The sequence below is a fragment of the Prevotella sp. LCP21S3_D2 genome (genome assembly GCF_052118345.1).
Lineage (GTDB): Bacteria > Bacteroidota > Bacteroidia > Bacteroidales > Bacteroidaceae > Prevotella.
Genome location: NZ_JBQKHJ010000032.1, coordinates 1 through 24,505, shown reverse-complemented (window position 1 = coordinate 24,505; position 24,505 = coordinate 1). Strand labels below are relative to the sequence as shown.

General features: G+C 47.4%; 16 protein-coding genes and 2 pseudogenes. 7 read left to right on the top strand and 11 right to left on the bottom strand.

The genetic code is table 11. From position 1 onward, the window contains the following. Window positions 1–56: 56 nt before the first annotated feature. Complete coding sequence (locus ACTQ16_RS14580; RefSeq protein ID WP_294714903.1) at window positions 57–731, top strand: hypothetical protein; 675 nt, start codon at window positions 57–59, stop codon at window positions 729–731. Between the two features lie 208 nt (window positions 732–939). Here the strand turns inward: ACTQ16_RS14580 and ACTQ16_RS14575 are convergent, their stop codons facing one another. Continuing rightward, a complete protein-coding gene (locus tag ACTQ16_RS14575; protein WP_294968408.1) occupies window positions 940–1,815 on the bottom strand; it encodes a sigma-70 family RNA polymerase sigma factor in 876 nt (291 codons plus the stop codon). Window positions 1,816–2,114: 299 nt separating this feature from the next. On the opposite strand from ACTQ16_RS14575, the gene ACTQ16_RS14570 reads away from it, so the two are divergent. Further along, entirely contained in the window at window positions 2,115–3,629 is a 1,515-nt protein-coding gene (locus ACTQ16_RS14570) for a peptide MFS transporter (RefSeq protein WP_218415748.1), read from the top strand. Window positions 3,630–3,791: 162 nt separating this feature from the next. Here ACTQ16_RS14570 and ACTQ16_RS14565 read toward each other — a convergent pair whose 3' ends face one another. Continuing rightward, entirely contained in the window at window positions 3,792–5,957 is a 2,166-nt protein-coding gene (locus tag ACTQ16_RS14565) for an alpha/beta fold hydrolase (protein ID WP_441933469.1), read from the bottom strand. Window positions 5,958–6,182: 225 nt separating this feature from the next. Between ACTQ16_RS14565 and ACTQ16_RS14560 the strand changes: the two genes are divergently transcribed. The 3 genes from ACTQ16_RS14560 (at window position 6,183) to ACTQ16_RS14550 (ending at window position 9,315) form a co-directional block, all read left to right on the top strand. After that, window positions 6,183–7,364, top strand: coding sequence for a helix-turn-helix domain-containing protein (locus ACTQ16_RS14560; RefSeq protein ID WP_441938051.1), 1,182 nt, complete (start codon window positions 6,183–6,185; stop codon window positions 7,362–7,364). A 95-nt stretch (window positions 7,365–7,459) separates the two neighbouring features. After that, on the top strand, window positions 7,460–7,702 hold the full coding sequence (locus ACTQ16_RS14555) for a hypothetical protein (RefSeq protein WP_295347179.1): 243 nt from the start codon (window positions 7,460–7,462) through the stop codon (window positions 7,700–7,702). Between the two features lie 149 nt (window positions 7,703–7,851). After that, window positions 7,852–9,315: a DUF1846 domain-containing protein gene (locus tag ACTQ16_RS14550; RefSeq protein WP_441938049.1), complete on the top strand. Its 1,464-nt coding sequence runs from the start codon at window positions 7,852–7,854 to the stop codon at window positions 9,313–9,315. A gap of 110 nt (window positions 9,316–9,425) precedes the next feature. Here the strand turns inward: ACTQ16_RS14550 and ACTQ16_RS14545 are convergent, their stop codons facing one another. From ACTQ16_RS14545 to ACTQ16_RS14515, 7 genes and pseudogenes are all read right to left on the bottom strand, one after another. Next, window positions 9,426–9,854 carry a rhodanese-like domain-containing protein gene (locus ACTQ16_RS14545; RefSeq protein ID WP_441938047.1) on the bottom strand — a complete coding sequence of 143 codons (429 nt, stop codon included), beginning with the start codon at window positions 9,852–9,854 and terminating at the stop codon, window positions 9,426–9,428. Window positions 9,855–9,950: 96 nt separating this feature from the next. Then, window positions 9,951–10,892 (bottom strand): HipA domain-containing protein, encoded by a 942-nt coding sequence (locus ACTQ16_RS14540; RefSeq protein ID WP_294968429.1) that lies wholly within the window; start codon window positions 10,890–10,892, stop codon window positions 9,951–9,953. Between the two features lie 153 nt (window positions 10,893–11,045). After that, window positions 11,046–11,360 (bottom strand): annotated as a pseudogene (locus ACTQ16_RS14535) (HipA N-terminal domain-containing protein); the annotation flags it as partial. A gap of 12 nt (window positions 11,361–11,372) precedes the next feature. Then, window positions 11,373–11,579, bottom strand: coding sequence for a helix-turn-helix transcriptional regulator (locus ACTQ16_RS14530; RefSeq protein WP_153089508.1), 207 nt, complete (start codon window positions 11,577–11,579; stop codon window positions 11,373–11,375). Between the two features lie 116 nt (window positions 11,580–11,695). Then, window positions 11,696–12,049 carry a type II toxin-antitoxin system HicB family antitoxin gene (locus ACTQ16_RS14525; RefSeq protein ID WP_117661614.1) on the bottom strand — a complete coding sequence of 118 codons (354 nt, stop codon included), beginning with the start codon at window positions 12,047–12,049 and terminating at the stop codon, window positions 11,696–11,698. Window positions 12,050–12,228: 179 nt separating this feature from the next. Then, the gene (gene yidC / locus ACTQ16_RS14520; RefSeq protein ID WP_294968433.1) at window positions 12,229–14,166 is read right to left on the bottom strand and encodes a membrane protein insertase YidC; all 1,938 of its coding nucleotides are present in this window, start codon (window positions 14,164–14,166) and stop codon (window positions 12,229–12,231) included. Between the two features lie 77 nt (window positions 14,167–14,243). After that, entirely contained in the window at window positions 14,244–15,848 is a 1,605-nt protein-coding gene (locus tag ACTQ16_RS14515) for a CTP synthase (RefSeq protein ID WP_295347188.1), read from the bottom strand. Between the two features lie 140 nt (window positions 15,849–15,988). On the opposite strand from ACTQ16_RS14515, the gene ACTQ16_RS14510 reads away from it, so the two are divergent. After that, window positions 15,989–17,281: a DUF3078 domain-containing protein gene (locus ACTQ16_RS14510; protein WP_441938045.1), complete on the top strand. Its 1,293-nt coding sequence runs from the start codon at window positions 15,989–15,991 to the stop codon at window positions 17,279–17,281. Between the two features lie 272 nt (window positions 17,282–17,553). Here ACTQ16_RS14510 and ACTQ16_RS14505 read toward each other — a convergent pair whose 3' ends face one another. Together ACTQ16_RS14505 and rlmD are read right to left on the bottom strand one after the other, a co-directional pair. Further along, complete coding sequence (locus ACTQ16_RS14505) at window positions 17,554–18,723, bottom strand: porin (protein WP_441938063.1); 1,170 nt, start codon at window positions 18,721–18,723, stop codon at window positions 17,554–17,556. 357 nt (window positions 18,724–19,080) lie between these two features. Then, window positions 19,081–20,529 (bottom strand): annotated as a pseudogene (gene rlmD / locus ACTQ16_RS14500) (23S rRNA (uracil(1939)-C(5))-methyltransferase RlmD); the annotation flags it as partial. An 830-nt stretch (window positions 20,530–21,359) separates the two neighbouring features. On the opposite strand from rlmD, the gene ppdK reads away from it, so the two are divergent. Next, the gene (gene ppdK, locus ACTQ16_RS14495) at window positions 21,360–24,080 is read left to right on the top strand and encodes a pyruvate, phosphate dikinase (RefSeq protein ID WP_441938043.1); all 2,721 of its coding nucleotides are present in this window, start codon (window positions 21,360–21,362) and stop codon (window positions 24,078–24,080) included. Window positions 24,081–24,505 lie beyond the last annotated feature (425 nt).

Below are 24,505 nucleotides of genomic sequence, written 5' to 3'. Positions count from 1 at the left end.
CTCTTTGTTCTTCGAACTCTTTGAAAGTATAATTCTATAAAAGAAAGGAAACAGCCATGAATGCTACACCTGAATCATTGATTAAAGAATATGCTGACCCGATAGAGCAGCAGGAGATAGACAAGTTTATCTGTTCGGAAATGAGCAGACAGATTCACCGATATATCAAGGGTATGTCGGGAACCAAACAAGCTATGCTCAAGTTTGAGGAAAAACTGGCGAGCCTCTCTGTCCCTGAGAAGGAGAAGGCGATTGCCAAGTATATTGATCTGAACCGAAAGGCATTGGACGGTCTCGACTTGAAGATGATTCTGGTTCGTTCGGTGGCTAACTATTGCGATACTTTCCAGTATATGCTGGATTTCGTGAACGACAAGCGCAAGATGGTGTTCTATTACCATCGCCTGAAGGAGAAGTACATCCGTTATCATGAGGTGTTCGAGGAGAACGGCAAGTTTGGCATGAAGGACCATCAGGGCAACGTGATGCTTCAGCCGGTGTATGATTTCCTCCGAACCTGTTACATCTATAATGATGACTTGAGCATCATGCCGGTGATTGCAGAGAAAAACGGCAAGATGGGACTGGTGATGCCGGACGGCAATGATACCATCGTTGCCGACTTCCTCTATGACGAAATCTGTCTCAGAGATGAATATCCTTATTTCGAGGCGGTAAGAGACGGAATCAGCGGATTGATTGATAAGGATGGAAACTTCGTGAATAATTAATAATGTAGAATTAATAATGTATAATTTATAATGTACAATTAATTGAGGCGCAAGGCTTGAAAGAGAAAGGGCAATCAGATTGGGATGAACCAACTGATTGCCCTTTTTTACTTTCGTTGCTGTGAGCAACTTAGTTTTATCTAATTTTCTCTCTCGTCTTCTATCCGAATGAATTATTAATTGTAAATTATCAATTATTCATTATCAATTATCCCAGGTATTTCATCAGGATCTTGATCTTTCCGCTGTCACGGAGCTTGATGATGCTCTTTTCTCGAATCTGGCGAACACGCTCACGGGTGAGGTTGAACTCGCTGCCGATTTCCTCCAAGCCCTTCTCGTGGCAACCGATGCCATAGCAGTAGCAGAGAATCTTGCGCTCACGCTCCTTCAATACGGTCTTGAGAACACGCTGCAGCTCGCTAGCCATTGACTCGAAGTCAACACCCTTGTCGGTACGGCTGTCATCGCCAGATGCCATCACGTCTACCATTGCATTGTCATCATCATCGCTACCGAATGGAGCATCAATACTCATGTGGTGGTTGTCTGCCTTGATGGTCTGGTCAATCTTGCTTTCCTCCATTTGGGTAATCTGTGCCAACTCAGCAACAGAAGGCTTGCGCTGGTTCTCCTGCTCGAACTTGCTGATTTCAGCGCTAATCTTGCTCAATGCACCCACCTGGTTCAAAGGCAAGCGAACGATACGGCTCTGCTCAGCGATGGCCTGTAGAATGCTCTGGCGAATCCACCATACTGCGTATGAGATGAACTTAAAACCACGAGTCTCATCAAACTTCTCTGCCGCCTTCACCAAACCGATGTTTCCCTCATCGATCAAGTCGGTAAGACCCAGACCCTGGTGCTGGTATTGTTTAGCAACAGAAACAACGAATCGAAGGTTTGCCTTAACCAGTTTTTCCTTGGCACGTTCACCTTCACGACCGCCTTTGCGAATCTTCTGTGCGAGTTCAATCTCCTCATCGATAGAGACCATAGGTTCACGACCAATCTCCACCAAGTACTTATCAAGTGCTTCACTGGAACGGTTGGTTATACTCTTGCTAATCTTAAGTTGTCTCATATAAATCCTTTTACCTTTCTATTTATTTTAATCTCATTATTAATAATGTCGGAAACCACCTTTGCGGTTTCGGGGTGCAAAGGTACAAAAAAAAACGCAATTACACTGTAATATTATTGGAAAATTTTTCTCCGATTTGTCTGTTTTTTAGAAATTTAGGTGATAATCAGTATGAAAATGCAATTTGCTGAACGGTTTTTCCTGCAATAAGTTTGAAATATGGAATAAATTATGTATCTTTGCACAGAATTTGCGAGAAAAGAATAACTAAATAATAAAATAACAATAAAACAAAAATTATGTTTGAGAATCAACCAAAAGGTCTGTGGACCTTAGCTTTGGCAAATACGGGTGAGCGTTTCGGTTACTACACCATGCTCGCAGTATTCGCTCTGTTCTTGGGTGAGAATTTCGGTTTTGATGCCGGTACGGCATCAGAGATTTATACCTGGTTCCTCACTGCAGTGTATTTCTTGCCTCTGTTTGGTGGTATGGCTGCCGACAAGTGGGGTTACAACAAGATGGTAATCATCGGTATCCTCATCATGTTCCTGGGCTATCTGTTCCTGGCTATCCCATTGGGTGGAGGTTCTGTAGCTATTGCTGCCATGGGTGCTGCCCTGCTGCTCGTGAGCTTGGGTACGGGTTTCTTCAAGGGTAACCTCCAGGTGATGGTAGGCGACCTTTACAACGATCCTAAGTATGCGCAGCATCGCGACTCTGGTTTCTCGCTTTTCTATATGGCGATTAACATCGGCGCCTTGTTTGCTCCTACTGCTGCCACCACAATCATGGCATGGGCACAGAACGACCTGGGCTATTCAAAGGCTGATTCTTATCACTTCGCTTTCGCAGTAGCTTGTGTTTCTGTGATTGTTTCTATCCTCATCTATTTCTTGGGTAAGAAGACCTACCAGCAGGTATTGGTAGCTGACAAGAAGAAGGAAGACGGCAAGACTGAGGAGGTAGAGGAGATGAGTCCTGCTGAGACCAAGGAGCGCATCGTTTGCCTCGGTTTGGTTTTCGCTGTGGTTATCTTCTTCTGGATGGCTTTCCATCAGAACGGTTTGACCTTGACTTGGTTTGCTGATGAGTTTACTGCTCGTGAGGCTACAGGTGCTACCGGTATGATGTTCAATGTAATCAACCTCGTTTGGTGCATCTTCATGGTATTCGGTATCTGCGGTCTGTTGACTGCTCCTAAGGGTACTTCTGGCAAGAGCAAGTTGATCAATCTCGCTCTCATCGTGATTCCTGCTGCCATCCTGGGTTATACTTACATGAATTCCGGTGATTCTACCGTAGCTATCGATGCTCCTATCTTCCAGCAGTTCAACCCTTGCTTCGTAGTAGCTCTGACTCCAGTGAGCATCGCTCTCTTCGGCTGGTTGGGGCGCATCGGCAAGGAGCCTAAGGCACCAGTGAAGATTGGTCTGGGTATGCTCGTTGCTGCCGGTGCTTATCTCCTGATGACTGTATCAAGTCTTGGTTTGCCTGCAACTGATCACCCTAACCACGTAGCAGATGTTACTCCAAACCTGCTCGTCGGTACCTATTTGATCCTGACTTTCGCAGAGTTGTTGCTTTCACCTATCGGTATTTCATTCGTGTCTAAGGTAGCGCCTCCAAAGTACAAGGGTATGATCATGGGTGGCTGGTTCGTTGCAACAGCCCTCGGTAACAAGTTGGTTTCTATTCCAGGTCACATGTGGGATATGCCATTGCCAGTAGTATGGGGAACCTTGATGGTTATCTGTCTGCTCGCTGCTCTCTTCATCTTCTCTATCATCAAGAAGTTGAATCGCGTAAGCTAATGGAAGCATTAATTATAACATTGGCTGGTACTGGAGTAGTCGCTTTGCTATTAAATATTTGGTTAAGTACCAAATCTGGTAAAAAATGGCTTAAAAGTCTTTAAGGAAAAAACGAGGTATCAGGCATAACCTGTTACCTCGTTTTTTTTCGTTTTTAATATATTATTTCTTCAACCACTTGTCTAACCAGCCGAAGAAGGTGCGCTGCCAGAGCACGCCATTCTGTGGCTTCAATACCCAGTGGTTCTCATCAGGATAGATGAGGAGCTCGGCTGGGATGCCACGCATGCGGGCTGCATTGAAGGCGCCCATGCCCTGGTTGGCATTGATGCGGTAATCCTTTTCGCCGTGGATGCAGAGGATTGGAGTATCCCACTTGTCAACGAACTTGTGAGGACTGTTCTCGTAAGTCTTCTTGGCGTTGGCACTCTGGTCCTTGTTCCAGTAAGCATCGTCATACTCCCAGTTGCTGAACCAAGCCTCCTCGGTATCGGTATACATGCTTTCCAGGTTGAAGGCACCATCGTGGGCGAGGAACGCCTTGAAACGCTTGTCGTGATGACCGGCGAGATAGTATACTGAGAAACCACCGAAGCTGGCACCTACACAACCCAGACGATCCTTGTCTACGTAAGGCAGATTCTTGGTAGCATCGTCGATGGCAGAAAGATAGTCGTTCATGCACTGACCGGTCCAGTCGCCAGAAATCTCCTCGTTCCATGCGCTTCCGAAACCAGGAAGACCACGGCGGTTAGGCAATACGACAACATATCCGTTGGCTGCCATGATCTGGATGTTCCAGCGGTAGCTCCAGAACTGGCTGACAGGACTCTGAGGACCGCCCTCGCAGAAGAGAAGGGTAGGATACTTCTTGTTGGCATCGAAGTTGGCTGGCAACATGATCCATACCAGCATCTGCTTGCCGTCGGTAGTCTTCACCCAGCGCTGCTCACACTTGCCCATATTCAACTGGCTGAGGATGTGGTCGTTCTCACGGGTAATCTGCTCTACCTTGGTGCTTTTAGCATTCTTGCCAGGGGTAACGATGTAGATATCTGTAGGGTGGCTCATGCTAGCCTTGGTAGCGAGAAGCTTGTTGCCGTTGTTGGCGAGCGAGATGCTTCCGTAGTCAGCCCACTCGTTGGTGATCTGCTTCACTTCGCCCTTGAAGTTAGCCTGATAGAGGTTCAGGGTTCCGTGCCATACGCCGATGAAGCTGAGGCTCTTGCTGTCCTTGTTCCATACGAAGCCCTCTACATTAGAGTCGAACTTGTCTGATACATAGTTCTTCTTGCCGGTAGCGAGTTCGTATACGCAGAGGCGGTTGCGGTCGCTCTCGTATCCATCGCGAGCCATGCTCTGCCAAGCGATGTACTTGCCGTCAGCAGAGAACTGAGGGTTCACGTCGTAACCAGGGTTGTTCTTCAGATTCTCAGGAGCGTTGACAGCCTGGTTCTTCATGCTCTTGGTAGCATCAATCTTAGGCTCTACATAACCCGCCTCCTTGCAGAGGTTCTTGGTCTCGCGCGTACCTATATTATATAGGTAAATATCAGAATCGGTAGAGATGGCATACTGAACGCCCTCTTTCTTGCGGCAGGTATAGGCGATGGTCTTGGAATCAGGACTCCATGCCAACTGCTCGATGCCTCCGAATGGAGCCATAGGGCACTCGAATGGTTCATCCTTCAGGATGTCTTCGCCAGCGTTGACGGTACCGTCCTCAGCCACATCAGCCACGAAAGGATGGAGAAGACTCTCTACGTAGTGGTCCCAGTGGCGATAGTTCATGTCGGTAACGAGACGACCGGTAGCCAATGGAAGGTCAGAAGGATTCTCCTTGATGGTTCCGTGATAAGGGAGTTCCTTGATGAGGATTACCTTCTTGCCGTCAGGAGAGAAGCGGAAGCCCTGGATGCCCAACTTGTCGTTGGTGAGCTGCTTGCGGCCTGTTCCGTCTGGGTTCATGCTCCAGAGCTGACCGTCACGGATGAAGGCAATCTTCTGACCGCCCTGAATCCATGCAGCATCGCTTTCGCTCTTGGCATCAGTGGTCAAAGCCTTCTGGTTCTTGCCATTGGCATCCATGATGAAGAGCATCTGATGGCTCTTGTTTTCCTTAACACTGTAGTAACCCACCTGGTAAACCACCTGCTTGCCATTAGGCGAAGCTTCTGCGGCCCCAATACGTCCCATAGCCCAAAGAGCCTCTGGTGTCATCAGGTGGTTCTCCACCTTGATGTTGTTTTTCTCAATCATAGTCTGTGCATCGACTGTTGTCGCACCCATGGTGAGGGCTGCAGCAGCCAAAATCATTGCTTTAATCATATTTTTGTGATTTTATTGAATATTCGGTGCAAAGTTACTGCAAATCGAGGACAATACAAAATAAATCGTGATTTATTTTTATAGTCGAGTACAGCGTAACTTATTCAAAGTTACTGCAAATCGAGGACAATACAAAATAAATCATAAAAAAAACTTATGGATTCTTTCTTGTATCCCATTTTTTTTTGTAATTTTGCAGTGTGTAATCAAGACATTAAACTTAATATGAATATTTTATTTCTTACGCAGTTTGCCTGCTTTGTCGTTTCTGGTATGCTGGCATTATTTCTGATATTGACCCGCTTTCAGATACGCTGGCCCAACCATCGCTATGAGGTATCGCGATGGCTGATGTGTGGAGCTATGCTTGCACTGACTTTCCATTTCGTCTTGCAGATGGCATTTGATATCCGTGCCAAGAGCGATGCAGTCGGTGCCGTGGTGAACATTCTCTTCTATGCACCTATCGAATATCTCGTGACCTATGCCACATTCAATCTCATCTGCTATCGCAGTGGGCGCAAGCGGGTAGGACTGTTCTGTTTGCTCAGCTATGCGCTTATCATTATCTGCTTCCTGATGGGATTCATTGGGGTTGTACCCAAGGGCAGCATGCATATCGGTTTCTGGCTGTATCTGATGCTGGCTATCTTTACCCTCACTATCATTTACTGCATCATCGTTACCTTTCGTGAGATGCAGCACCATCGTAAGATTCTCCTGGACAATACTGCGGAAGACCTTTTGCCGCTTGACAGCTTTGCCAGCATGAGTTATGTCTCCATGGGTATCTGCGGTCTGGGTTTGATGGCAGGCATCATCTCCCGTGCCATCCTGCTGGTCATTGCCCCGCTGGTACTGCTTTCGTTGGTTGTCTTCATCGTCAGTTTCGTGGGTTATGGTTTCAATATCATGCCGCTGGACAACATGCTTGAACGGCAGATAGAGGAGGAGACAGAAGAGGAGACAGAAGAGGAGAAACCTGCTGAGGACGAAGAGGAAGTTGACGAATGTCTGACGCCGGAGAGTATCGCCAAGATAGAGAAATTGCTGGCAGAATGGTGCAAGAATGGAGGTTTCCGTGACAGCGCTATGAACATGCCGATGCTGGCATCCATGATTTGCGTCAACCGTAAAGACCTGTCTGCTTATTTTGAAGATTATCTCCAGAGCAGTTTCCGAGTATGGCTGAGCGATATCCGATTCCAGAAAGCCCAGAGCATGTTGAGGGAAGAAACCAGATACTCCAACGAAACGGTTTCCATAGAATGCGGCTTCTCATCCCATGCCCATCTCTATAAAGTCTTCAAGGCTAAGACAGGTATGACTCCGATACAATGGCGCCGTTTTATGGCAAAAAAGGCTAGTGAAAATAGTTTCATTCCTACGAATGAAACACCTATTTGATAGGAATGAAACTATTTTCTTGAGGAATGAAACTCCTTTTTTTGTTTTTAATTATTATATTTGCAACCGTAAATGATAATTAAAAATGAATTTATATGGAGAATTACTCAGTTTTACAGACCATGACGCTCGCTGATATCGTGGGTGTATTTCTCATCCTGGTGATAGCCCTTGGCTCATTCTCTCTGATGTGGATAGATTATCGTGTATACCTGGAAAATCATAACAAGAAGCTCCGCCTGTTCGATTTCATCAGGAAGGAACAGTTGTATCTTTTCCTTTTCCTGATGTTCATCTTTCTGATTGGTGGGGAGATATTGCTCTATTCCTATTTATAAAGGTACTGATGAGTTGCCAGAAATAAGGGGATTGCTGTTTTTATGGCATGATAATGACAACTTTTGCGTCCTTTATTTGATTATTCAATAGTTTTTTTGTAATTTTGCAGGAGATTTTTGATTTCAAATTGCAAGATATAATAACAATTATGAAGATAGGATTTGACAACGAGAAGTATCTGAAGATTCAATCCGAGCATATCAAGGAGAGAATCTCTAAGTTTAACGGAAAGCTCTACCTGGAATTGGGAGGTAAGCTTTTCGATGACCACCACGCCAGTCGTGTTTTGCCGGGTTTCCAGCCTGATAGCAAACTGCGCATGTTTCAGAAAATCAGCGATAGCATTGAGATTGTTATCGTAATCAGTGCCGCTGACATCGAGAAGAACAAGAAGCGTGCCGACCTGGGTATTACTTACGATGAGGACGTGCTGCGTCTTCGTGGCGAGTTCCAGAACCGTGGTTTCATGGTGGGGTCTGTTGTCATTACCCATTATAACGGTCAGCCTGCTGCCATCGCTTTCAAGCAGCGTCTGGAGCGTGAGGGCATCAAGGCTTACTGCCATTATCTCATCGAGGGCTATCCTCACAACGTGAATCTCATCGCTTCTGACGAGGGATTCGGTCAGAATGACTATGTGGAGACTGAGCGTCCGCTCGTCATCGTTACTGCTCCAGGTCCTGGTAGCGGCAAGATGGCTGTCTGCCTGAGCCAGCTTTATAATGAGAACAAGCGTGGGGTGCGTGCAGGCTATGCCAAGTTTGAGACCTTCCCTGTATGGAATCTCCCATTGAAGCATCCGGTGAACATCGCATACGAGGCTGCTACTGCCGACCTCAACGATGTGAACATGATCGACCCATTCCATCTGGAGGCATACAACAAGATTGCCATCAACTACAACCGTGACGTGGAGATCTATCCTGTGCTCAATGCTTTGTTCGAGGGCATCTATGGCAGCAATCCTTACAAGTCGCCAACGGATATGGGGGTCAACATGGTGGGCTTCTGCATCTCTGATGATGAGGTTTGCTGCGAGGCATCCAAGAATGAGATTATCCGTCGTTACTATGCTGCAACCAACAAGATGGCGGCTGGCGCTTGCAATGATGCGGAAATCAACAAGATCCAGATGCTCTTCAATCAGGCTAAGATTACTACGGATTACCGCAAGGTGACTGTGGCTGCTAAGAATCACAAGAAGGAGACGGGTCATACTTCTGCTGCGATAGAGTTGGGGGATGGCACGATTATCTGCGGTCACAGCAGTGAGTTGTTGGGTTGCAGTGCGGCATTGATATTGAATGTTACCAAGCATTTGGCGGGCATCGACCATGAATTGAAGTTGATTCCTCAGTCGATGATTGAGCCAATCCAGCATACCAAGGTGAATTATCTGGGTGGTCACAATCCTCGTCTTCATACGGATGAGGTTCTCGTAGCCCTCTCTGTTCTCTCGGAGAATGACGAGAACTGCAGAAAGGCATTGGAGCAGTTGCCTAAGCTTCGTGGCTGTCAGGCACATTGCACCGTGATGCTGAGTGATGTAGACCAGAAGATCTTCAAGAAGCTCGGAGTGAATATCACCTGCGAGCCTGTGCTGAAGAAGTAATTTCGAATTAAATTCTATAGAAGAAGTAGATTCGGATTATATAAAATACCCCCGAAAGGGTATAGTTAATCGTGAAGTTTGATTAATTATACCTTTTCGGGGGTACTTTTTTATCTTTCCACAGGCATTCCGAGCTTAGTCCAGTTTAGAAATCCGCCTTCCATATCATATACCTTGAAGCCTTGCTTCTGCATTTTCAGGCAGGCACCATGGCTTCGCTTTCCGCTTCTGCAATAGATGTAGAAGGTGCGGGATTTATCAAGCTTACTGATGCCGGCATCGAATGCCTCGGGATTGAGGTAATCCAGTTGTTGGGCACCTGCCAGATGACCTTCTGCATATTCCTTTTGGGTGCGGACATCTAGAAGGATGCTGGTTGTATCTGCCTTTGCCTGGTCGATAAAGGCCTGTGGAGCCAATACGATGATACCATCCGATGGGGCTGATTTTGCGGATGAGGCCGATTTGCCAGCCTGTGCTGAGCAGCCCGTGGTTGATAAGCCGATGGCTGCTAAAAGAGATAAGAGTATTTTCTTCATTTTCTGTTTTGTTTATATTGTTCTTGTTTTTTGCTTTTTTTATTCATGTTTGTTCTGCTTGGCGGAAAGAATTGCAGAAATAATTGCTGAAAGAAATTATCTTAATGCCATGACTCGGCTGAGAATCAGTTTCTTGTATTGCTTCTTCATGCCGTCTGGCAGGAAGGAGGCGTCTATCAGGTCGAGCCATTTCACGATAGAGCGACGGAATTTCTTGGCGATGTTGCTGATTACCTTTTCGCTGAGTCCTGATGCCGTCATTACCTTGATGAAATCAGCTTTCTGAATCTTTCGCTTTCTGCCATTGAGCGTCAGTGCGAGTTCTTCGGGATCCTCCGGCATCACGAGCTGGGTGCAGAGGAGGTCGTAGGCAGGGGTTAATCCATAGCCCAGTTTCCTGTTGTTGTAGAGCGAGAAGTTCTTGAGATGCATGTCGGCGTTGCCGGTAATCCACGAGAAGATGACTACCTCCCAATAGTTCACGAGGTCGAGCTGCGAGAAGGAGGAATACTTTTTGATGAGTTTGGCTACCTGCTCGTAGGATCCTTTGTATTTGTATTCGGTAAGGCGCTCGGATAGCTGGCACATATCTTCCATGGGTACTTTGGTGCCATCATCCAGTCGGTCTATTCTCCGGGTGATATAACAGAGTTCGCCATCGGCAAAGCGAATCAGACCATGGGGAACCACGGCGATTTTGGCGGCTTCGGCGAGGTGCATTGTGAGATCTTCTATTTCCGGAAGACAGCGATAGCGGTCGGTCTGGGGCTTGAGGATGTATTTTCCCCAGAGGCCTACGATGGTAAATCGGGATGGTTCGTTCTTTCCGCCTGGGTTCACATCGAGCGAGAGTTTCGCCTGCACACCGGTGAGGGTGGTCTGGGCACGCACTACCTGCCTTGCCAGGTCGCCGATTTCCTTTCTTATATAGGGTAGGACAGGGGCTTCCTTGGTACCGAAGAGTTTCTTGGCGCAAGCAGGGTGGTAATCTATTTGACCTGGCTTGAGCGGTTTATAGCAATATAGACATTTTTCCATATTTCTTTCTCCTTTCTAGTTTTTGGGGGAAGTATTTGTTCCTTCTGCAGGTGAAGTTTCTTCTGCAAGTGAAGTTTCTTCTGCAAGTGAAGTTCCTTCTGTAAGTGAAGTTCCTTCTGCAGGTGAATTGTTGGTTCTTTCTGCATGAGATTCTTCAACCGGGATGACGCTGACGGCTCCGATGCAATCCTTGCAGCAGGCAAGGAGGAGCGACATTCTATCCCGCTGGTTGATTTTCCAACTGCTTTCTGCGATATTCAGGAGCCATCCTTCGGGGATTAACCCATCGAAGAAGGGAAACAGTACGGTATCGTGGTAGGGCTCGTTTGATAACGGGAGTGTGAGGCTCACGGCTTCTGCACCATCCGATGCCAGATAATCAGCATCGTAGGCAAAGGTGAAACCCGTTTCGTCTTCCGTCAGCAGGCCTACGTATTGGTTGTAGAGATAAATCTTTCCTTGTTTCATAAAGTTCAGTTTTTATTCTTTTCTGATAGGAACGGGGCCGATTTCCTGGCCGAAGAGGAGGAGAACCTGGTTAACTTTGTCCAGTCGCAATGTTTCCTTTCCCTGTTCCAGTTCTCTTACGAATCGGAGGCCTACGCCTGATTTCGCAGCCAAATCTATTTGGGTCAATCCGAATTGCTTGCGCATTTCCTTGACGTATGATGATAATGTATTGCTCATATTTTATTTGTTTTATACCCTTTCGGGGACAAATATACGAATAAAAAATGAAAATACCCCCGAAAAGGTATAATTTATAATATCATTTAACAAATTATACCTTTTCGGGGGTAATGTTATGCGTTTGTGACTGGAGTAACTCCTGTAACATTAGCTAGTGTGTCACGAATAAAACCATTGATTGTTGTTCCTGCTTGCATCGCCATCATTGCAATACGGCTATGAATTTCAGGAGTAATGCGGATATTCAAGTTGCCACTATAAGGTGCACGAGGTGCCTTGCCATTGGCTTTACATAAAGCCAGATAGTCATCTATTGCGCCTTCAAAATCCCTTCGTAGTTCATTGACATCTTGACCTTCGTAGGTAATCATATCCTTGCTCATTCCGAGAACTTTGCCATATAAGCAATTGTCCTCCTCACTATAATCTACGCTACCCGTATAACCTTTATATTTTAATAATCCCATATTATGTTCCTCCTATTTATTAATATATCCATTAGCTTTTAGAAATGTGAATACTTGTCTCATAACATATCCTTTGATTATATTTGAAGGATGAGGCTTATGCATGATGTAGCTATTAAAAAAGCGTAACGAACACCTTTTTGGGTAATCATTACGCTTTCATTTTTATCTAGAAAACTTTATTTTCCGAGATTATTCTTTTTCTCGTTCAGTTCTGCCTGCTTACGCATCATCTCTTCCTGCTGCTGGCGCTGCAATTCCTGGAGGGCCTGCATTCTTGCCATAAGGCCGCTTGCCTTCTTAGGGTTGTTCTTGTTCTCCTGATAGCGCTTCTCCAGGATGGCGAGGAGCTTCTCGTCGTTGGTGGTCTTGCGCAAGGTCCACATGATTGCGGCACTGAAGAACAAGGAGATGAAGTAGTAGAAGTTCAAACCTGCTGAGTAGTCATTGAACATGAAGAAGAACATCAATGGCATGAGATACATCATCCACTGCATCATCTTCATCTGCTCTGCCTGCTGACCTACCATCTGGTCACGCTGCTGGCGCATCGTCATCCATGAGTACAACAGGTTGGCTACGCAGAAGAGAATACAGGTCAAACTCAAGTGGTCGCCAATCAACCAGATGTTGGTGTTCCACTCGATGATTGGGTCGAAGGTGCTCAAGTCGCTCATCCACAAGAACTTCTCACCACGAAGCTGGATGGCATTAGGCACGAAGTTGAACATCGCAACCCAAACCGGCATCTGAATCAGCATTGGCAAGCAACCAGACAGTGGACTAACACCATACTTGGCATATTCTGCCATCATCGCCTGCTGCTTTTGCATCTGGTCCTCAGGCTTGTTGTACTGAGCGGTAGCTGCCTCGAGCTTTGGCTTCAGCACACGCATCTTGGCAGAACTCATATAGCTCTTCTTCACCATAGGGTAGGTGATGAGCTTGAGGAGCAATGTGATGAGAATCAATACGATACCCATTGGGAATACATTGCTCAACCAGTCGAACACGTAGAGTGTGAAGAAACGGTTGATCCAGCGGATGATAGGCCATCCCAGATAAACGAGCTTCTGGAACTCCAGGTCCTTGCCGAAGGTGCTCTCCTTCTCTGTATTCTTCAGAATCTGGAAGTCGTTAGGACCGAAATAGAACTCAAACTCAGATGCCTTCTTGCCGGTTGGGTCGAAGGCAGTCTTCATTTTAGCCTGGAACTGCTTCAGGTAGCCCGAACCCTTTTCCTGAGGGATAGAGGTCATGAAGGCATCCTTGTCGAAGTTGTCCTTAGCTACCATAATAGCTGAGAAGAACTGGTTCTTGAAAGATACCCAGTCGATAGTCTCTTCAATCTTCTCGTCGATTTTCTCGCTGCCCTCGTTCAGGTGGTCGGTGCCGCCCTCTGCCTCATGATAGGTGAGGGTAGTGTAGCGGTTCTCGAACATGAAGCCACGCTCCTGCTGGCGTGCCTTGTCGCTCCAGTCGATGCTCATCTTGTTGCAGTTAGGTGAGAACAGTCCTGCCATACCTTCTGTCTGCAGACTCATGTGGAGCATGTAGTCATCGCCGAGGGTATAGGTCATGCTGAGGGTCTTGCCTGGGGCAGCCTCTGCAGTCATGGTGACAGACTTGTCGGTCACGTTGGATGGAGTGAAGTAGAGATCGCTGGTGATGATGTTGGCCTCCTTCGCCTCGAGCATGAACTTGAGGCTCTGGTCGTTGCCGTCGAAGAGGGTAACGTCCTTCTGGTCGGCAGAACCGTCTTTCACCTTGAGGTTGTGACCCACGTATCCCTTGATGACTGCCTTCTCGACAGTACCACCCTTGGTATTGAGCGTCAACTCAACCTTCTCATTCTTCAAAACTACTTTCTGAGCCTGACCCTTCAAAGCCGAATAGAATAGGGCGGTAGAGTCTGCCTCAATCTGAGCCTTCGCATCAGCCTGGCGCTTAACAGCGGCAGCCTTGCTGGCCTTTTCCATCTCGGCATGTTTAGCCTTGGCGATGGAGTCCTGAACGAATGCCGCTCTCTGTTCTTCGGCTGAAGGCTGGTTGTACCAGCTAAAGCCAATCAGCACTACGGCAATCAGGAGGAAACCGATAATGTTGTTCTTATTCATTATTATTTTTATTGTTTTATTTTCTCTGAGAAGACAGCAAATGCTGTGCCATTCTGCTGCCTGAAGCCAGCCTGCCGCTATTTCTTGTTAGCGATGGCTGTCTTTACAAAGTCAACAAACAATGGGTGTGGCTTCAATACCGTGCTCTGGTACTCTGGATGATACTGTGTTCCGATGTACCATTTCAAGCCTGGGATTTCCACTACTTCTACCAGGTCGCTCTCCGGATTGCGGCCCACGCACTTCATGCCATGCTTCTCGTATTCCTTCAGGAAATTGTTGTTGAACTCATAGCGGTGGCGATGGCGCTCCTGGATATGCTCCTTCTTATAGATGTTGAACACGCGACTGCCTTGTCTCAGTACGCACTCGTAGGCGCCGAGTCGCATGGTTCCACCCATGTTTGATATGTTCTTCTGCTCCTCCATGATGTCGATGACATTATGTGGAGTCTTCTCATCCATCTCGCGGGAGTTGGCATCCTTGTAGCCCAATACGTTGCGGGCGAATTCGATGACGATCATCTGCATACCCAGGCAGATGCCGAAGGTAGGGATGTCGTGGGTGCGGGTATAGTGGGCAGCGATGATCTTGCCCTCGATGCCGCGCTGGCCGAATCCTGGACAGATGACGATGCCGTCCTGACCCTTCAGCTGCTCAGCCACATTCTCTTCCGTGAGATGTTCTGAGTTGATGAATGTAATCTTCACCTTGTGGTCGTTGTAGGTGCCGGCATGCGAGAGGCTCTCGCGGATGCTCTTGTAGGCATCCTGCAGGTCGTACTTTCCAACGAGACCGATGTTCACCACCTCTGTAGCCTTGTTTCTGCGGTCGAGGAAAGTTTTCCATGGACCCAGTGCAGGCTTCTCGCCGATAGGCTCTCCCATCTTGCGGAGGATGGCGGTGTCGAGGCCCTGGTTCTGCATGTTGACAGGTACCTCGTAGATGCTAGGAAGGTCTTCGCTCTGGATTACGCAGTCGATGTCTACGTTACAGAAGCTTGCCACCTTCTTCAGGATTCCCTCTTCGAGATGCTTCTCGGTGCGGAGAATCAGAACATCTGGCTGAATACCTACACTCTGCAGTTCCTTCACGGAGTGCTGGGTAGGCTTTGTCTTCAACTCGCCTGCTGCCTTCAGATAAGGCACATAGGTGAGGTGAACATTGACGGCGTTCTTGCCCAGTTCCCATTTCAGCTGTCGGATAGCTTCCATGTATGGGGCACTCTCGATGTCGCCGATGGTTCCGCCAATCTCGGTAATCACGAAGTCATAGTGATACTTCTTGCCGAGCAGCTTCACGTTGCGCTTGATCTCGTCGGTGATGTGAGGCACCACCTGGATGGTCTTGCCGAGATAGTCGCCACGACGTTCCTTGTCAATGACTGCCTTATAGATACGACCTGTGGTGAGAGAATTCGCTTTTGTAGTCTGAATGCCGGTGAATCGCTCGTAGTGTCCGAGGTCCAGGTCGGTCTCCATACCATCTACCGTTACGTAGCACTCACCATGCTCGTACGGGTTCAGTGTACCCGGGTCGATGTTGATGTATGGGTCAAACTTTTGGATAGTAATGTTGTAACCTCTTGCTTGAAGAAGTTTACCGATGGATGAAGATATGATTCCTTTACCCAAAGAAGAAACCACACCACCAGTAACGAAGATGTACTTTGTTTCAGCCACGATATTTATAATTTAAATTAGAATAATTTTGGGTGCAAAGTTACTATAAAATTATGAATTAGCCAAAATATTTGTAAAGAATGGCTCTGAATTTAGAATTATTTTGTTACCTTTGTGGCCAAATTATGTTATATCAAGGTATGAAAATAAAATTTGGATTACTCGTTTTAGCTTGGGTGGCTTGTCTGGCGCCTGCCGATGCGCAGCGTTCGCACAGGAAAAATGCACCTAAGGAGACTCTTGAAGCTAAGGATAATCGGCTGTTGAAAGACTATGCTGATTCTCTCTCAGTATATGGCAGTCGGCTGGATTCAGTCAGGTTGAAAGCCGATGACAGCCGTTTCGGCCTGCTCTTTACTCCGCTCACTTTCTATCATTCTCCTGCCAATCATCTGCTGCGCATCTCGCCAAAGGGTGAAGTGGGGGATTCGCTCGAGACGGAGCTGGATGCTGCCCTGATGGATATCTATCTCAGACGTCCCGACCTGGTAAGGGCTACGGAATCCCGACTCAGAAAGGTGGGGGCACCGCTCGATGCGCCTTCCAAACCGAAGAAAAACCATCCTGACCTCGTTGAGCAGGTGGCTCCGAAGGCGATAGAGATAGAGTCGGCTCCGATGGATCTGGTCATCACCCGTCCTAACTTCTGGACCATCAACGGTGATTATTACCTCCAGTTCCTGCAGAATTATGTTTCTAGCAACTGGTACAAGGGTGGTGAGAGCAACTATTCGATGCTGGGACGCATCACCATGCAGGCAAATTACAACAACAAGCAGAAGGTGAAGTGGGACAACAAGCTGGAGCTGCGACTGGGTTATCAGACTTCCAAGGGCGACTCCCTGCGTTCTCTCAAGACTTCCGACGACTTGATACGATATACCAGCAAGTTGGGTCTTCAGGCTACCAAGCGATGGTATTATACCTTGCAGATGGTGGCTCAGACGCAGTTTGCCCATGGATTGAAGAGTAATGACAAGATGGTTTATTCCGATTTCTTCTCTCCATTCAATCTGAACCTCTCTGTCGGTATGGATTATTCGGTTGATTGGTTCAAGCACAGGCTGAAGGGTAGTGCCCATCTGGCTCCTCTGGCGGTCAACTGGAAGTATGTGGGCCGTGGGTCGTTGGCTACAAGATATGGTTTGGACGAGGGCAAGCACGGTTTGGTGGATTACGGTTCGGAATGTACGTTTGACCTGTCCTGGCAGATAGCGCAGAACATCAAATGGAAGACCCGATTGTGGGGATATACCACCTACAAGCGTGCGGAAATAGAGTGGGAGAATACGATTACCTTCCAGTTCAACCGTTACATCTCCACCAACATCTTCCTCTATCCGAGATTTGATGATGGTGCCAAGCGCAAGGACGATCAGAGCTACTGGCAGTTCAAGGAATTCATGTCTATCGGCTTCTCTTATTCTTTCTAGAAAAGTTTGCTCCCACACGCCCAGAAAGGGTTTGTCCTCACACGCCCTGAACCAACGGTCACCGGCCGAAGGGAAAGGTAAAGGGCAGAAGCTCCTAGCCCGGGGCAACGCCCTGGGTTAAAAACCGCAATCAACAATACCGCCCTGAAAGGGCAAAAGCTTTAAAGATATCAGAAAGCTTTTGCCCTTGCAGGGCGTCTTTTGTATATATATCCTTAATACCCAGGGCTAGGAGCTTTCGCCCTTTAAGGGCGTGTTAGAAACAAGGCATGTTAGAAGCGGAAGCAGACTTCTGCATCTGCCATGGAGTAATTATGCTTCGCGAGTGTCTTGTCGTTGATAAGCGCATACTCGGTAAGGATAGAGATTCGCTTGCCGATGTGGAAGTTCAAACCAGCCTCATACTGGGTTCTCTGCATGTTGCTCTTGCCGTTAGGCTGATACATGTCGTAACGTGCCTTGATGTCGATTCGGCTGTTCTTTGGCAGCTGAGCCAATGGAGCGATAACCAATCCGTAAACACCCTGTGCCTTATCGCCAATCTTTTCATTAAGATTGCAGTCTTTGGCGTTGGCATCGTTGAAATTGGTGATGCTCTTTGCGAATGCCTTTCCTGTGGAGTGGATATATTCGGAGCGAACGGTCCAGCCATCCTGCTTGTATTCGAATGAGAAGGCATAGCGGTTTTGGCTGAGCTTGCGAACGCCAGAGCGTTTCTGAATGTCGGCAGTATAGGAGGCATCATGCTCGTCGGTCCATGTTCCCTTTCTTGCATAAGAACCGGTCCATCCGAAGGCACCGATGCGCATGCCGCTTACTGGCATCAGCCATACACCGCCAATCACATTCTTCTGCTGGTCAACGTCCTTGGTGTTGATGCCCTGTCCGTTGAATACGCCAATCTGATAGTGCAGCAGGTTTCTGCCGTTGGCAGTCTTGAGGAAATCGCCCTGGAACTGAAGACCGATGTCACGACCGTTGGAAGCATGCTCTCCGGCACGGTCACTGAAACCTGCCAGCTTGCTCACGTTCTGGGAATATCCCATGAAGCCCTGGTCGATAGGGTGCATCGGATTCTCAAAGGTGAATGGGTTCTTGAACTGACCAATCTTCACCTTGAAATAGTCGTACTTCTGCCATTCAGCAAACAAATCCACCATTCTCGGGCTTGACCCCAGGTTGGAGGTGTTGCCGTTGAACTGAATCTGAGTCTTCCAGTAGAAGTCGCCAGCTATGCGACCTTCGAGAGCGATACGAGCCATACGGATGTTGAATGAGTTGGATTCAGCATCTTTCTGTCCGCTGTACTGATACTGGGTCATTCCATACCCCGACAATTTTACGTTGCTCAACCATGAAGGCAATTCGATGGTCTGCTTCTTTTGGGCGCTGGCAGAGACCGCAGTCAAAGCCATGAGCGCCAGGATGATACCTTTTTTCATCATATTTCTATTTTGTTTTCTAGGTTTACAGAACTTCCGCATGTGGGGAAGTTAAGGGAAGTTAGGAAGTAAGGAGAAGTTAGAGGGACAAATGTTCTGAGTTTACGCCAGAAGACTATTGTCTCTTAACTTCCCGAACGGCCGTAGGGAGTGATAACTTCATTAACTTCAATCAATTCCCTCACTTGCGAAACTTGAATTAGTTTATTGCTTTGCTGCGAGTTCCTCTTCTGTCAGGTCTTCAGCCTGTGCAGCCTGGAGAGCAAGCTTTTCTGCCTCCTTGGCAGCCTTGGCTTCTGCTATCGCCTTTTCACGTTCCTTGCGCTCCTTCTTCTTCTGCTTGATTTCAGCATCGCTGCGCTTCTCGAGCAATACAACGTTCTCTACGTGAGGAGTATGAGGGAACATGTCAACCGGCTGAACAGCAGCCACTTTGTAGTGGTCGTCCATCAGCTGCAGGTCGCGTGCCTGGGTAGCTGGATTGCAGCTTACGTATACGATGCGCTTTGGCGCTGCGTTCAGGATGACGTTTATTACGTCTGGGTGCATTCCGGCACGTGGCGGGTCGGTGATGATGACGTCCGGGCGACCGTGCTGGGCGATGAAATCATTGGTCAGGATGTCCTTCATGTCGCCTGCATAGAAGAGGGTGTTCTCGATGTTGTTCACCTGGGAATTCACCTTGGCATCCTCGATAGCTTCTGGCACGTACTCGATACCGATGACCTTCTTTGCCTTGTGAGCCACGAAGTTGGCGATGGTTCCGGTGCCGGTATAAAGGTCGTAAACTAGCTCATCTCCGGTAAGGTTGGCAAACTCGCGTGCCACACAGTAGAGGTGGTAAGTCTGCTCGGTATTGGTCTGGTAGAAACTCTTCGGACCTACCTTGAACTTCAGGTCCTCCATCAGTTCGAAGATATGGTCGTTACCCTTGAAGAGGCTGAGTTCCAGGTCGTTGATGGTATCGTTGCCCTTTTGGTTGTCCACGTACATGAGTGATGTAATCTGAGGGAACTTATCTGCCACCTGCTGCATCAGCTCCAATGCCTTCTGCTCATCTCCCTCCTCATCATAGTGGAACTGGAATACGAGCATCCACTCGCCGGTGTTCGAATTGCGGATCATCATGTTGCGGAGCAAACCGTGCTGCTCACGGAGATCGTAGAAGGTATAGTCGTGAGAATCAGCATATTCGAAGACGAAGTTGCGGATTTCGTTGCAGAGGTCGTCCATCAGCCAGCACTTCCTGATAGGATAAATCTTGTCGAAGGCTCCGGTGATATGGAAACCGATGGCGTTCTGGGCGTGGCGTTCCTTGAGTGATGAGACGGTATCGTCCTCTTTCTGAGGAAGTTGTGAGAGTTCCTCTGCGGTGAACCAGCGCTTGTTGCTGCATCCGAACTCAATCTTGTTGCGATACTCCTGGGTCTTCACGCTGCCCATGATAGGGCGGAACTCAGGGAGTTCAATCTTGCCGATGCGGGTAAGCTGGTCTTCCACCTGCTTCTGCTTCGCCTTGATCTGCTCCTCGTAAGGCAGGTTCTGCCATTTGCAACCGCCGCAGATGCCGAAGTGTTCGCACATAGGCTCCTGACGGATGTCGCTTTTTTTGATGAAGCGAACCACCTTCGCCTCGCAGTACTTATGTTTCTTCTTGACTACCTGCAAATCTACCACATCACCTGGCACACAGAACGGAACGAAGATGACCTGTTCGTCTACTCGTGTGATGCACTTACCCTCGGCTGCAACAGCCTCGATGGTGATGTTCTCCAAAAGAGGTAATGGTTTACGTTTTCTTGCCATAATTCTAATTTGTTTTTTATGGGTGCAAAGTTAATACATTTTTGCGAGAAATGAAAGAGTTGTCCCGAATTATTTGCGTTTAAAAGTAAAAGGCGTTTAAAGGTAAAAAAGTAAAAAGGTAAAAAAGTAAAAAGATTGTGGGGCGGTAACAAAAGTAACAGGTAATATTTTGTGGTTGTAAAGGGGTGAAAATGTGAATGTGAATGTGAATTTGAAATGTAAGTGAAGAAAATGAGTGGATAGTATATATTTATTGTAATATATATATTTATTTTTATGTTCGCGCGTACCTTAATATAAAGGAATATCTTATTCTTATATCATTACATGATTCCCTTTTTTATTCGCTTACATTTCAAATTCACATTCACATTCACATTTTTATATCAGAAGTTACCTGTTACTTTTGTAACTTTTGTTATCGTCTCACAATCCTTTTACCTTTAAAATTCTTTTTTACCTTTTTACCCTTTTTACCCTTTTACCTTTAAACTGCGTCCCGACGTAGCGCCAACTGCGTGGCGACGTAATCTCTTCTGCGTCCCGACGTTGCCATCCCTGCATCGCCACGCATTTTCATCCCCCTCGTATCGCATTTTCATCCTCCTGGCTTCACTTTTCCATCTTACATTTTTGTTACTTTTTCCGCTTCCTTGTGGTGGATTGTTAAAAAAATCCCCGTGTGTGCGACAACAGTTTAAAATGTAATCTCGGGATAGCAAAAAAGATTATAAAAGTTTGGTGGTTTCAAAATAATGTCGTATATTTGCATCATCAACAAAGAATTGATAATAGCTAGAATAATATAATATTTTTGAACCTATAAAAATATGAACGAAAAAAGAGTTTATACATTCGGTAATGGAAAGGCCGAAGGAAATGCGAAGATGCGTGAAGTGCTTGGCGGTAAGGGTGCTAACCTCGCTGAGATGAATCTTATTGGTGTACCTGTTCCTCCAGGTTTCACTATCACAACAGACACATGCAATGAATACTATGAGGTAGGTGAGGAAAAAATCAAGGAACTTCTTCAGGATGAAGTAATGGCTGCTGTGGCTCATACAGAGGCTTTGATGAACAGCAAGTTCGGTTCTGTTGAGAACCCTCTCCTCGTTTCCGTGCGTTCTGGTGCACGCGCTTCTATGCCAGGTATGATGGATACTATCCTCAACCTCGGTTTGAATGACGAAGTTGCTGAGGGATTGGTCAAGAAGACCGGTAATCCTCATTTCGTATACGATTCATATCGCCGTTTCGTACAGATGTACGGTGACGTTGTTATGGGATTGAAGCCTGTTAACAAGGAAGATATCGACCCATTCGAGGCTATCATCGAAAAGGTGAAGGAAGAGCAGGGCGTTACTCTTGACAAGGATCTCTCTGTAGAGTCGCTCAAGAAGCTCGTTGAACTCTTCAAGGCGGCTATCAAGGAGCAGACCGGTCAGGATTTCCCTACCAATCCTATCGATCAGCTCTGGGGCGCTATCTGCGCTGTGTTCCGTTCTTGGATGAACGAGCGCGCTATCCTCTACCGCAAGATGGAAGGTATTCCTGACGAGTGGGGTACTGCCGTATCTGTCATGGCGATGGTATTCGGTAACATGGGCGATACATCTGCTACAGGTGTTTGCTTCTCACGTGACGCTGGTAATGGTGAGAACCTCTTCAACGGTGAGTATCTCATCAATGCACAGGGTGAGGACGTGGTAGCCGGTATCCGTACTCCACAGCAGATTACAAAGATTGGTTCTCAGCGCTGGGCTGAGCGTGCCGGTATCTCTGAGGAGGAGCGCATTGCTAAGTATCCTTCTATGGAAGAGGCTATGCCTGAGCTTTACAAGGAGCTCGACGCTCTCCAGGATAAGCTGGAGCACCACTATCACGATATGCAGGACATGGAGTTCACCGTACAGGAAGGTAAGCTCTGGTTCCTCCAGACACGTAACGGTAAGCGTACAGGTACCGCTATGGTGAAGATTGCCATGGATCTCCTCCACGAGGGTATGATTGACGAGAAGACTGCTATCCTCCGCTGTGAGCCTCAGAAGCTCGATGAGCTTTTGCACCCGGTATTCGATAAGCTGGCTCTCTCTAAGGCTAAGGTCATCACACAGGGCCTCCCTGCATCTCCAGGTGCTGCCTGCGGTCAGATCGTATTCCATGCAGACGATGCTCAGGAGTGGCATGAGGACGGCAAGAAGGTGATCATGGTTCGTATCGAGACTTCTCCTGAAGACCTCGCTGGTATGTCAGCTGCCGAGGGTATCCTTACCGCTCGTGGTGGTATGACTTCTCACGCTGCCGTTGTGGCTCGTGGTATGGGTAAGTGCTGTGTATCTGGTGCTGGCTCTATCAACGTTGACTACAAGTCAAAGACTGTTGAGATTGAGGGAGTAGTTTACAAGGAGGGTGATTACATCTCTCTGAACGGTACTACTGGTCAGGTTTATGCAGGACAGATTGAGACAAAGGCTGCAGAGCTTTCAGGCGACTTCAAGGAGCTGATGGACCTCTGCGACAAGTATACAAAGATGGAGATCCGTACCAATGCAGATACTCCACACGATGCAGAGGTAGCTCGTGCATTCGGTGCCAAGGGTATCGGTCTGACACGTACAGAGCACATGTTCTTCGATGATCAGAAGATTGTTGCGATGCGTGAGATGATTCTGGCAGACTCTGTTGAGGGTCGCGAGAAGGCTCTTGCCAAGCTCCTCCCATATCAGAAGGCTGACTTCTACGGAATCTTGAAGGCTATGGATGGCTGCCACGTGAACATCCGCTTGCTCGACCCACCTCTCCACGAGTTCGTACCACACGATTTGGCTGGTCAGGAGACTATGGCTAAGGAGATGGGTGTAAGCGTTGAGGAAATCAAGAAGCGTGTGAACTCTCTGGCAGAGAATAACCCAATGCTCGGTCATCGTGGTTGCCGTCTCGGTATCACATTCCCAGAGATTACAGCTATGCAGACTCGCGCCATCCTCGGTGCAGCTTGCGAGTTGAAGAAGGAAGGTTTCAACCCATGTCCAGAGATCATGGTTCCGCTCATCGGTACTGTTCAGGAGCTCAAGCAGCAGAAGGCTATCATCCTCGCTACTTCTAAGGAAGTATTCGCTGAGTACGGCGTAGAGGTTGAGTTCGAGATTGGTACAATGATTGAGATTCCTCGTGCTGCCCTTACTGCAGGTCAGATTGCAGAGGAGGCTCAGTACTTCTCATTCGGTACTAACGACTTGACACAGATGACCTTCGGTTATTCTCGTGACGACATCGCTTCATTCCTCCCTGCATATATGGAGAAGAAGATCTTGAAGGTTGATCCATTCCAGGTTCTCGACCAGGAGGGTGTTGGTCAGCTCATCAAGATGGCAGTAGAGAATGGTCGTGCTACCCGTCCTAACCTCCGCACTGGTATCTGCGGTGAGCACGGTGGTGAGCCATCATCAGTTAAGTTCTGCGCTAAGGTTGGCATGAACTATGCTTCATGCTCTCCATTCCGTGTGCCTATCGCACGTTTGGCTGCCGCACAGGCTGCTGTCGAAGAATAATCGAAACGTGTTGAAAATTAGCTATATAAAGGGCAAGTATCTGGTAAACAGGTACTTGCCCTTAGTTTTTGTGCATATTCTGCCTGTTCCAAATGCAGAATAAGAGGTCAAAATCAGGAGCGTGTTTCCCAAAAATCAGGAGCGTGTTTCCCAAGCCATTCATTTGTTTCGCAAAACAAGGAAGATCTTCCTTGCGTAAATCACCGTTAGAACGTAACTACTGATTTTCAGCAGTTAGCACATCCAACAATTTTTCAAAAAAAGCATATTATTAATTGGTATTGCCAGAGCTGCCAATTAGGCAGCCTTGACACTCACCTTTTTGTTCGAGTTATAATTACATGGGATTAGGGACATGAAGTCTTGCTCCCCCTCCATCAGTCGGGTGAGTATATCTTCTATATAATCGCCAAAATTAATGTCAT

What these genes read in the sequence shown, in the direction of transcription:
- ACTQ16_RS14555 (WP_295347179.1), top strand. Translation starts at nt 7,460, where the DNA reads ATGGAGAATTACTCAGTTTTACAGACCATGACGCTCGCTGATATCGTG.
- ppdK (WP_441938043.1), top strand. Translation starts at nt 21,360, where the DNA reads ATGAACGAAAAAAGAGTTTATACATTCGGTAATGGAAAGGCCGAAGGA.
- ACTQ16_RS14570 (WP_218415748.1), top strand. Translation starts at nt 2,115, where the DNA reads ATGTTTGAGAATCAACCAAAAGGTCTGTGGACCTTAGCTTTGGCAAAT.
- ACTQ16_RS14540 (WP_294968429.1), bottom strand. Translation starts at nt 10,892, where the DNA reads ATGGAAAAATGTCTATATTGCTATAAACCGCTCAAGCCAGGTCAAATA.
- ACTQ16_RS14525 (WP_117661614.1), bottom strand. Translation starts at nt 12,049, where the DNA reads ATGGGATTATTAAAATATAAAGGTTATACGGGTAGCGTAGATTATAGT.
- ACTQ16_RS14550 (WP_441938049.1), top strand. Translation starts at nt 7,852, where the DNA reads ATGAAGATAGGATTTGACAACGAGAAGTATCTGAAGATTCAATCCGAG.
- ACTQ16_RS14510 (WP_441938045.1), top strand. Translation starts at nt 15,989, where the DNA reads ATGAAAATAAAATTTGGATTACTCGTTTTAGCTTGGGTGGCTTGTCTG.
- ACTQ16_RS14580 (WP_294714903.1), top strand. Translation starts at nt 57, where the DNA reads ATGAATGCTACACCTGAATCATTGATTAAAGAATATGCTGACCCGATA.
- yidC (WP_294968433.1), bottom strand. Translation starts at nt 14,166, where the DNA reads ATGAATAAGAACAACATTATCGGTTTCCTCCTGATTGCCGTAGTGCTG.
- ACTQ16_RS14575 (WP_294968408.1), bottom strand. Translation starts at nt 1,815, where the DNA reads ATGAGACAACTTAAGATTAGCAAGAGTATAACCAACCGTTCCAGTGAA.
- ACTQ16_RS14505 (WP_441938063.1), bottom strand. Translation starts at nt 18,723, where the DNA reads ATGAAAAAAGGTATCATCCTGGCGCTCATGGCTTTGACTGCGGTCTCT.
- ACTQ16_RS14530 (WP_153089508.1), bottom strand. Translation starts at nt 11,579, where the DNA reads ATGAGCAATACATTATCATCATACGTCAAGGAAATGCGCAAGCAATTC.
- ACTQ16_RS14565 (WP_441933469.1), bottom strand. Translation starts at nt 5,957, where the DNA reads ATGATTAAAGCAATGATTTTGGCTGCTGCAGCCCTCACCATGGGTGCG.
- ACTQ16_RS14545 (WP_441938047.1), bottom strand. Translation starts at nt 9,854, where the DNA reads ATGAAGAAAATACTCTTATCTCTTTTAGCAGCCATCGGCTTATCAACC.
- ACTQ16_RS14560 (WP_441938051.1), top strand. Translation starts at nt 6,183, where the DNA reads ATGAATATTTTATTTCTTACGCAGTTTGCCTGCTTTGTCGTTTCTGGT.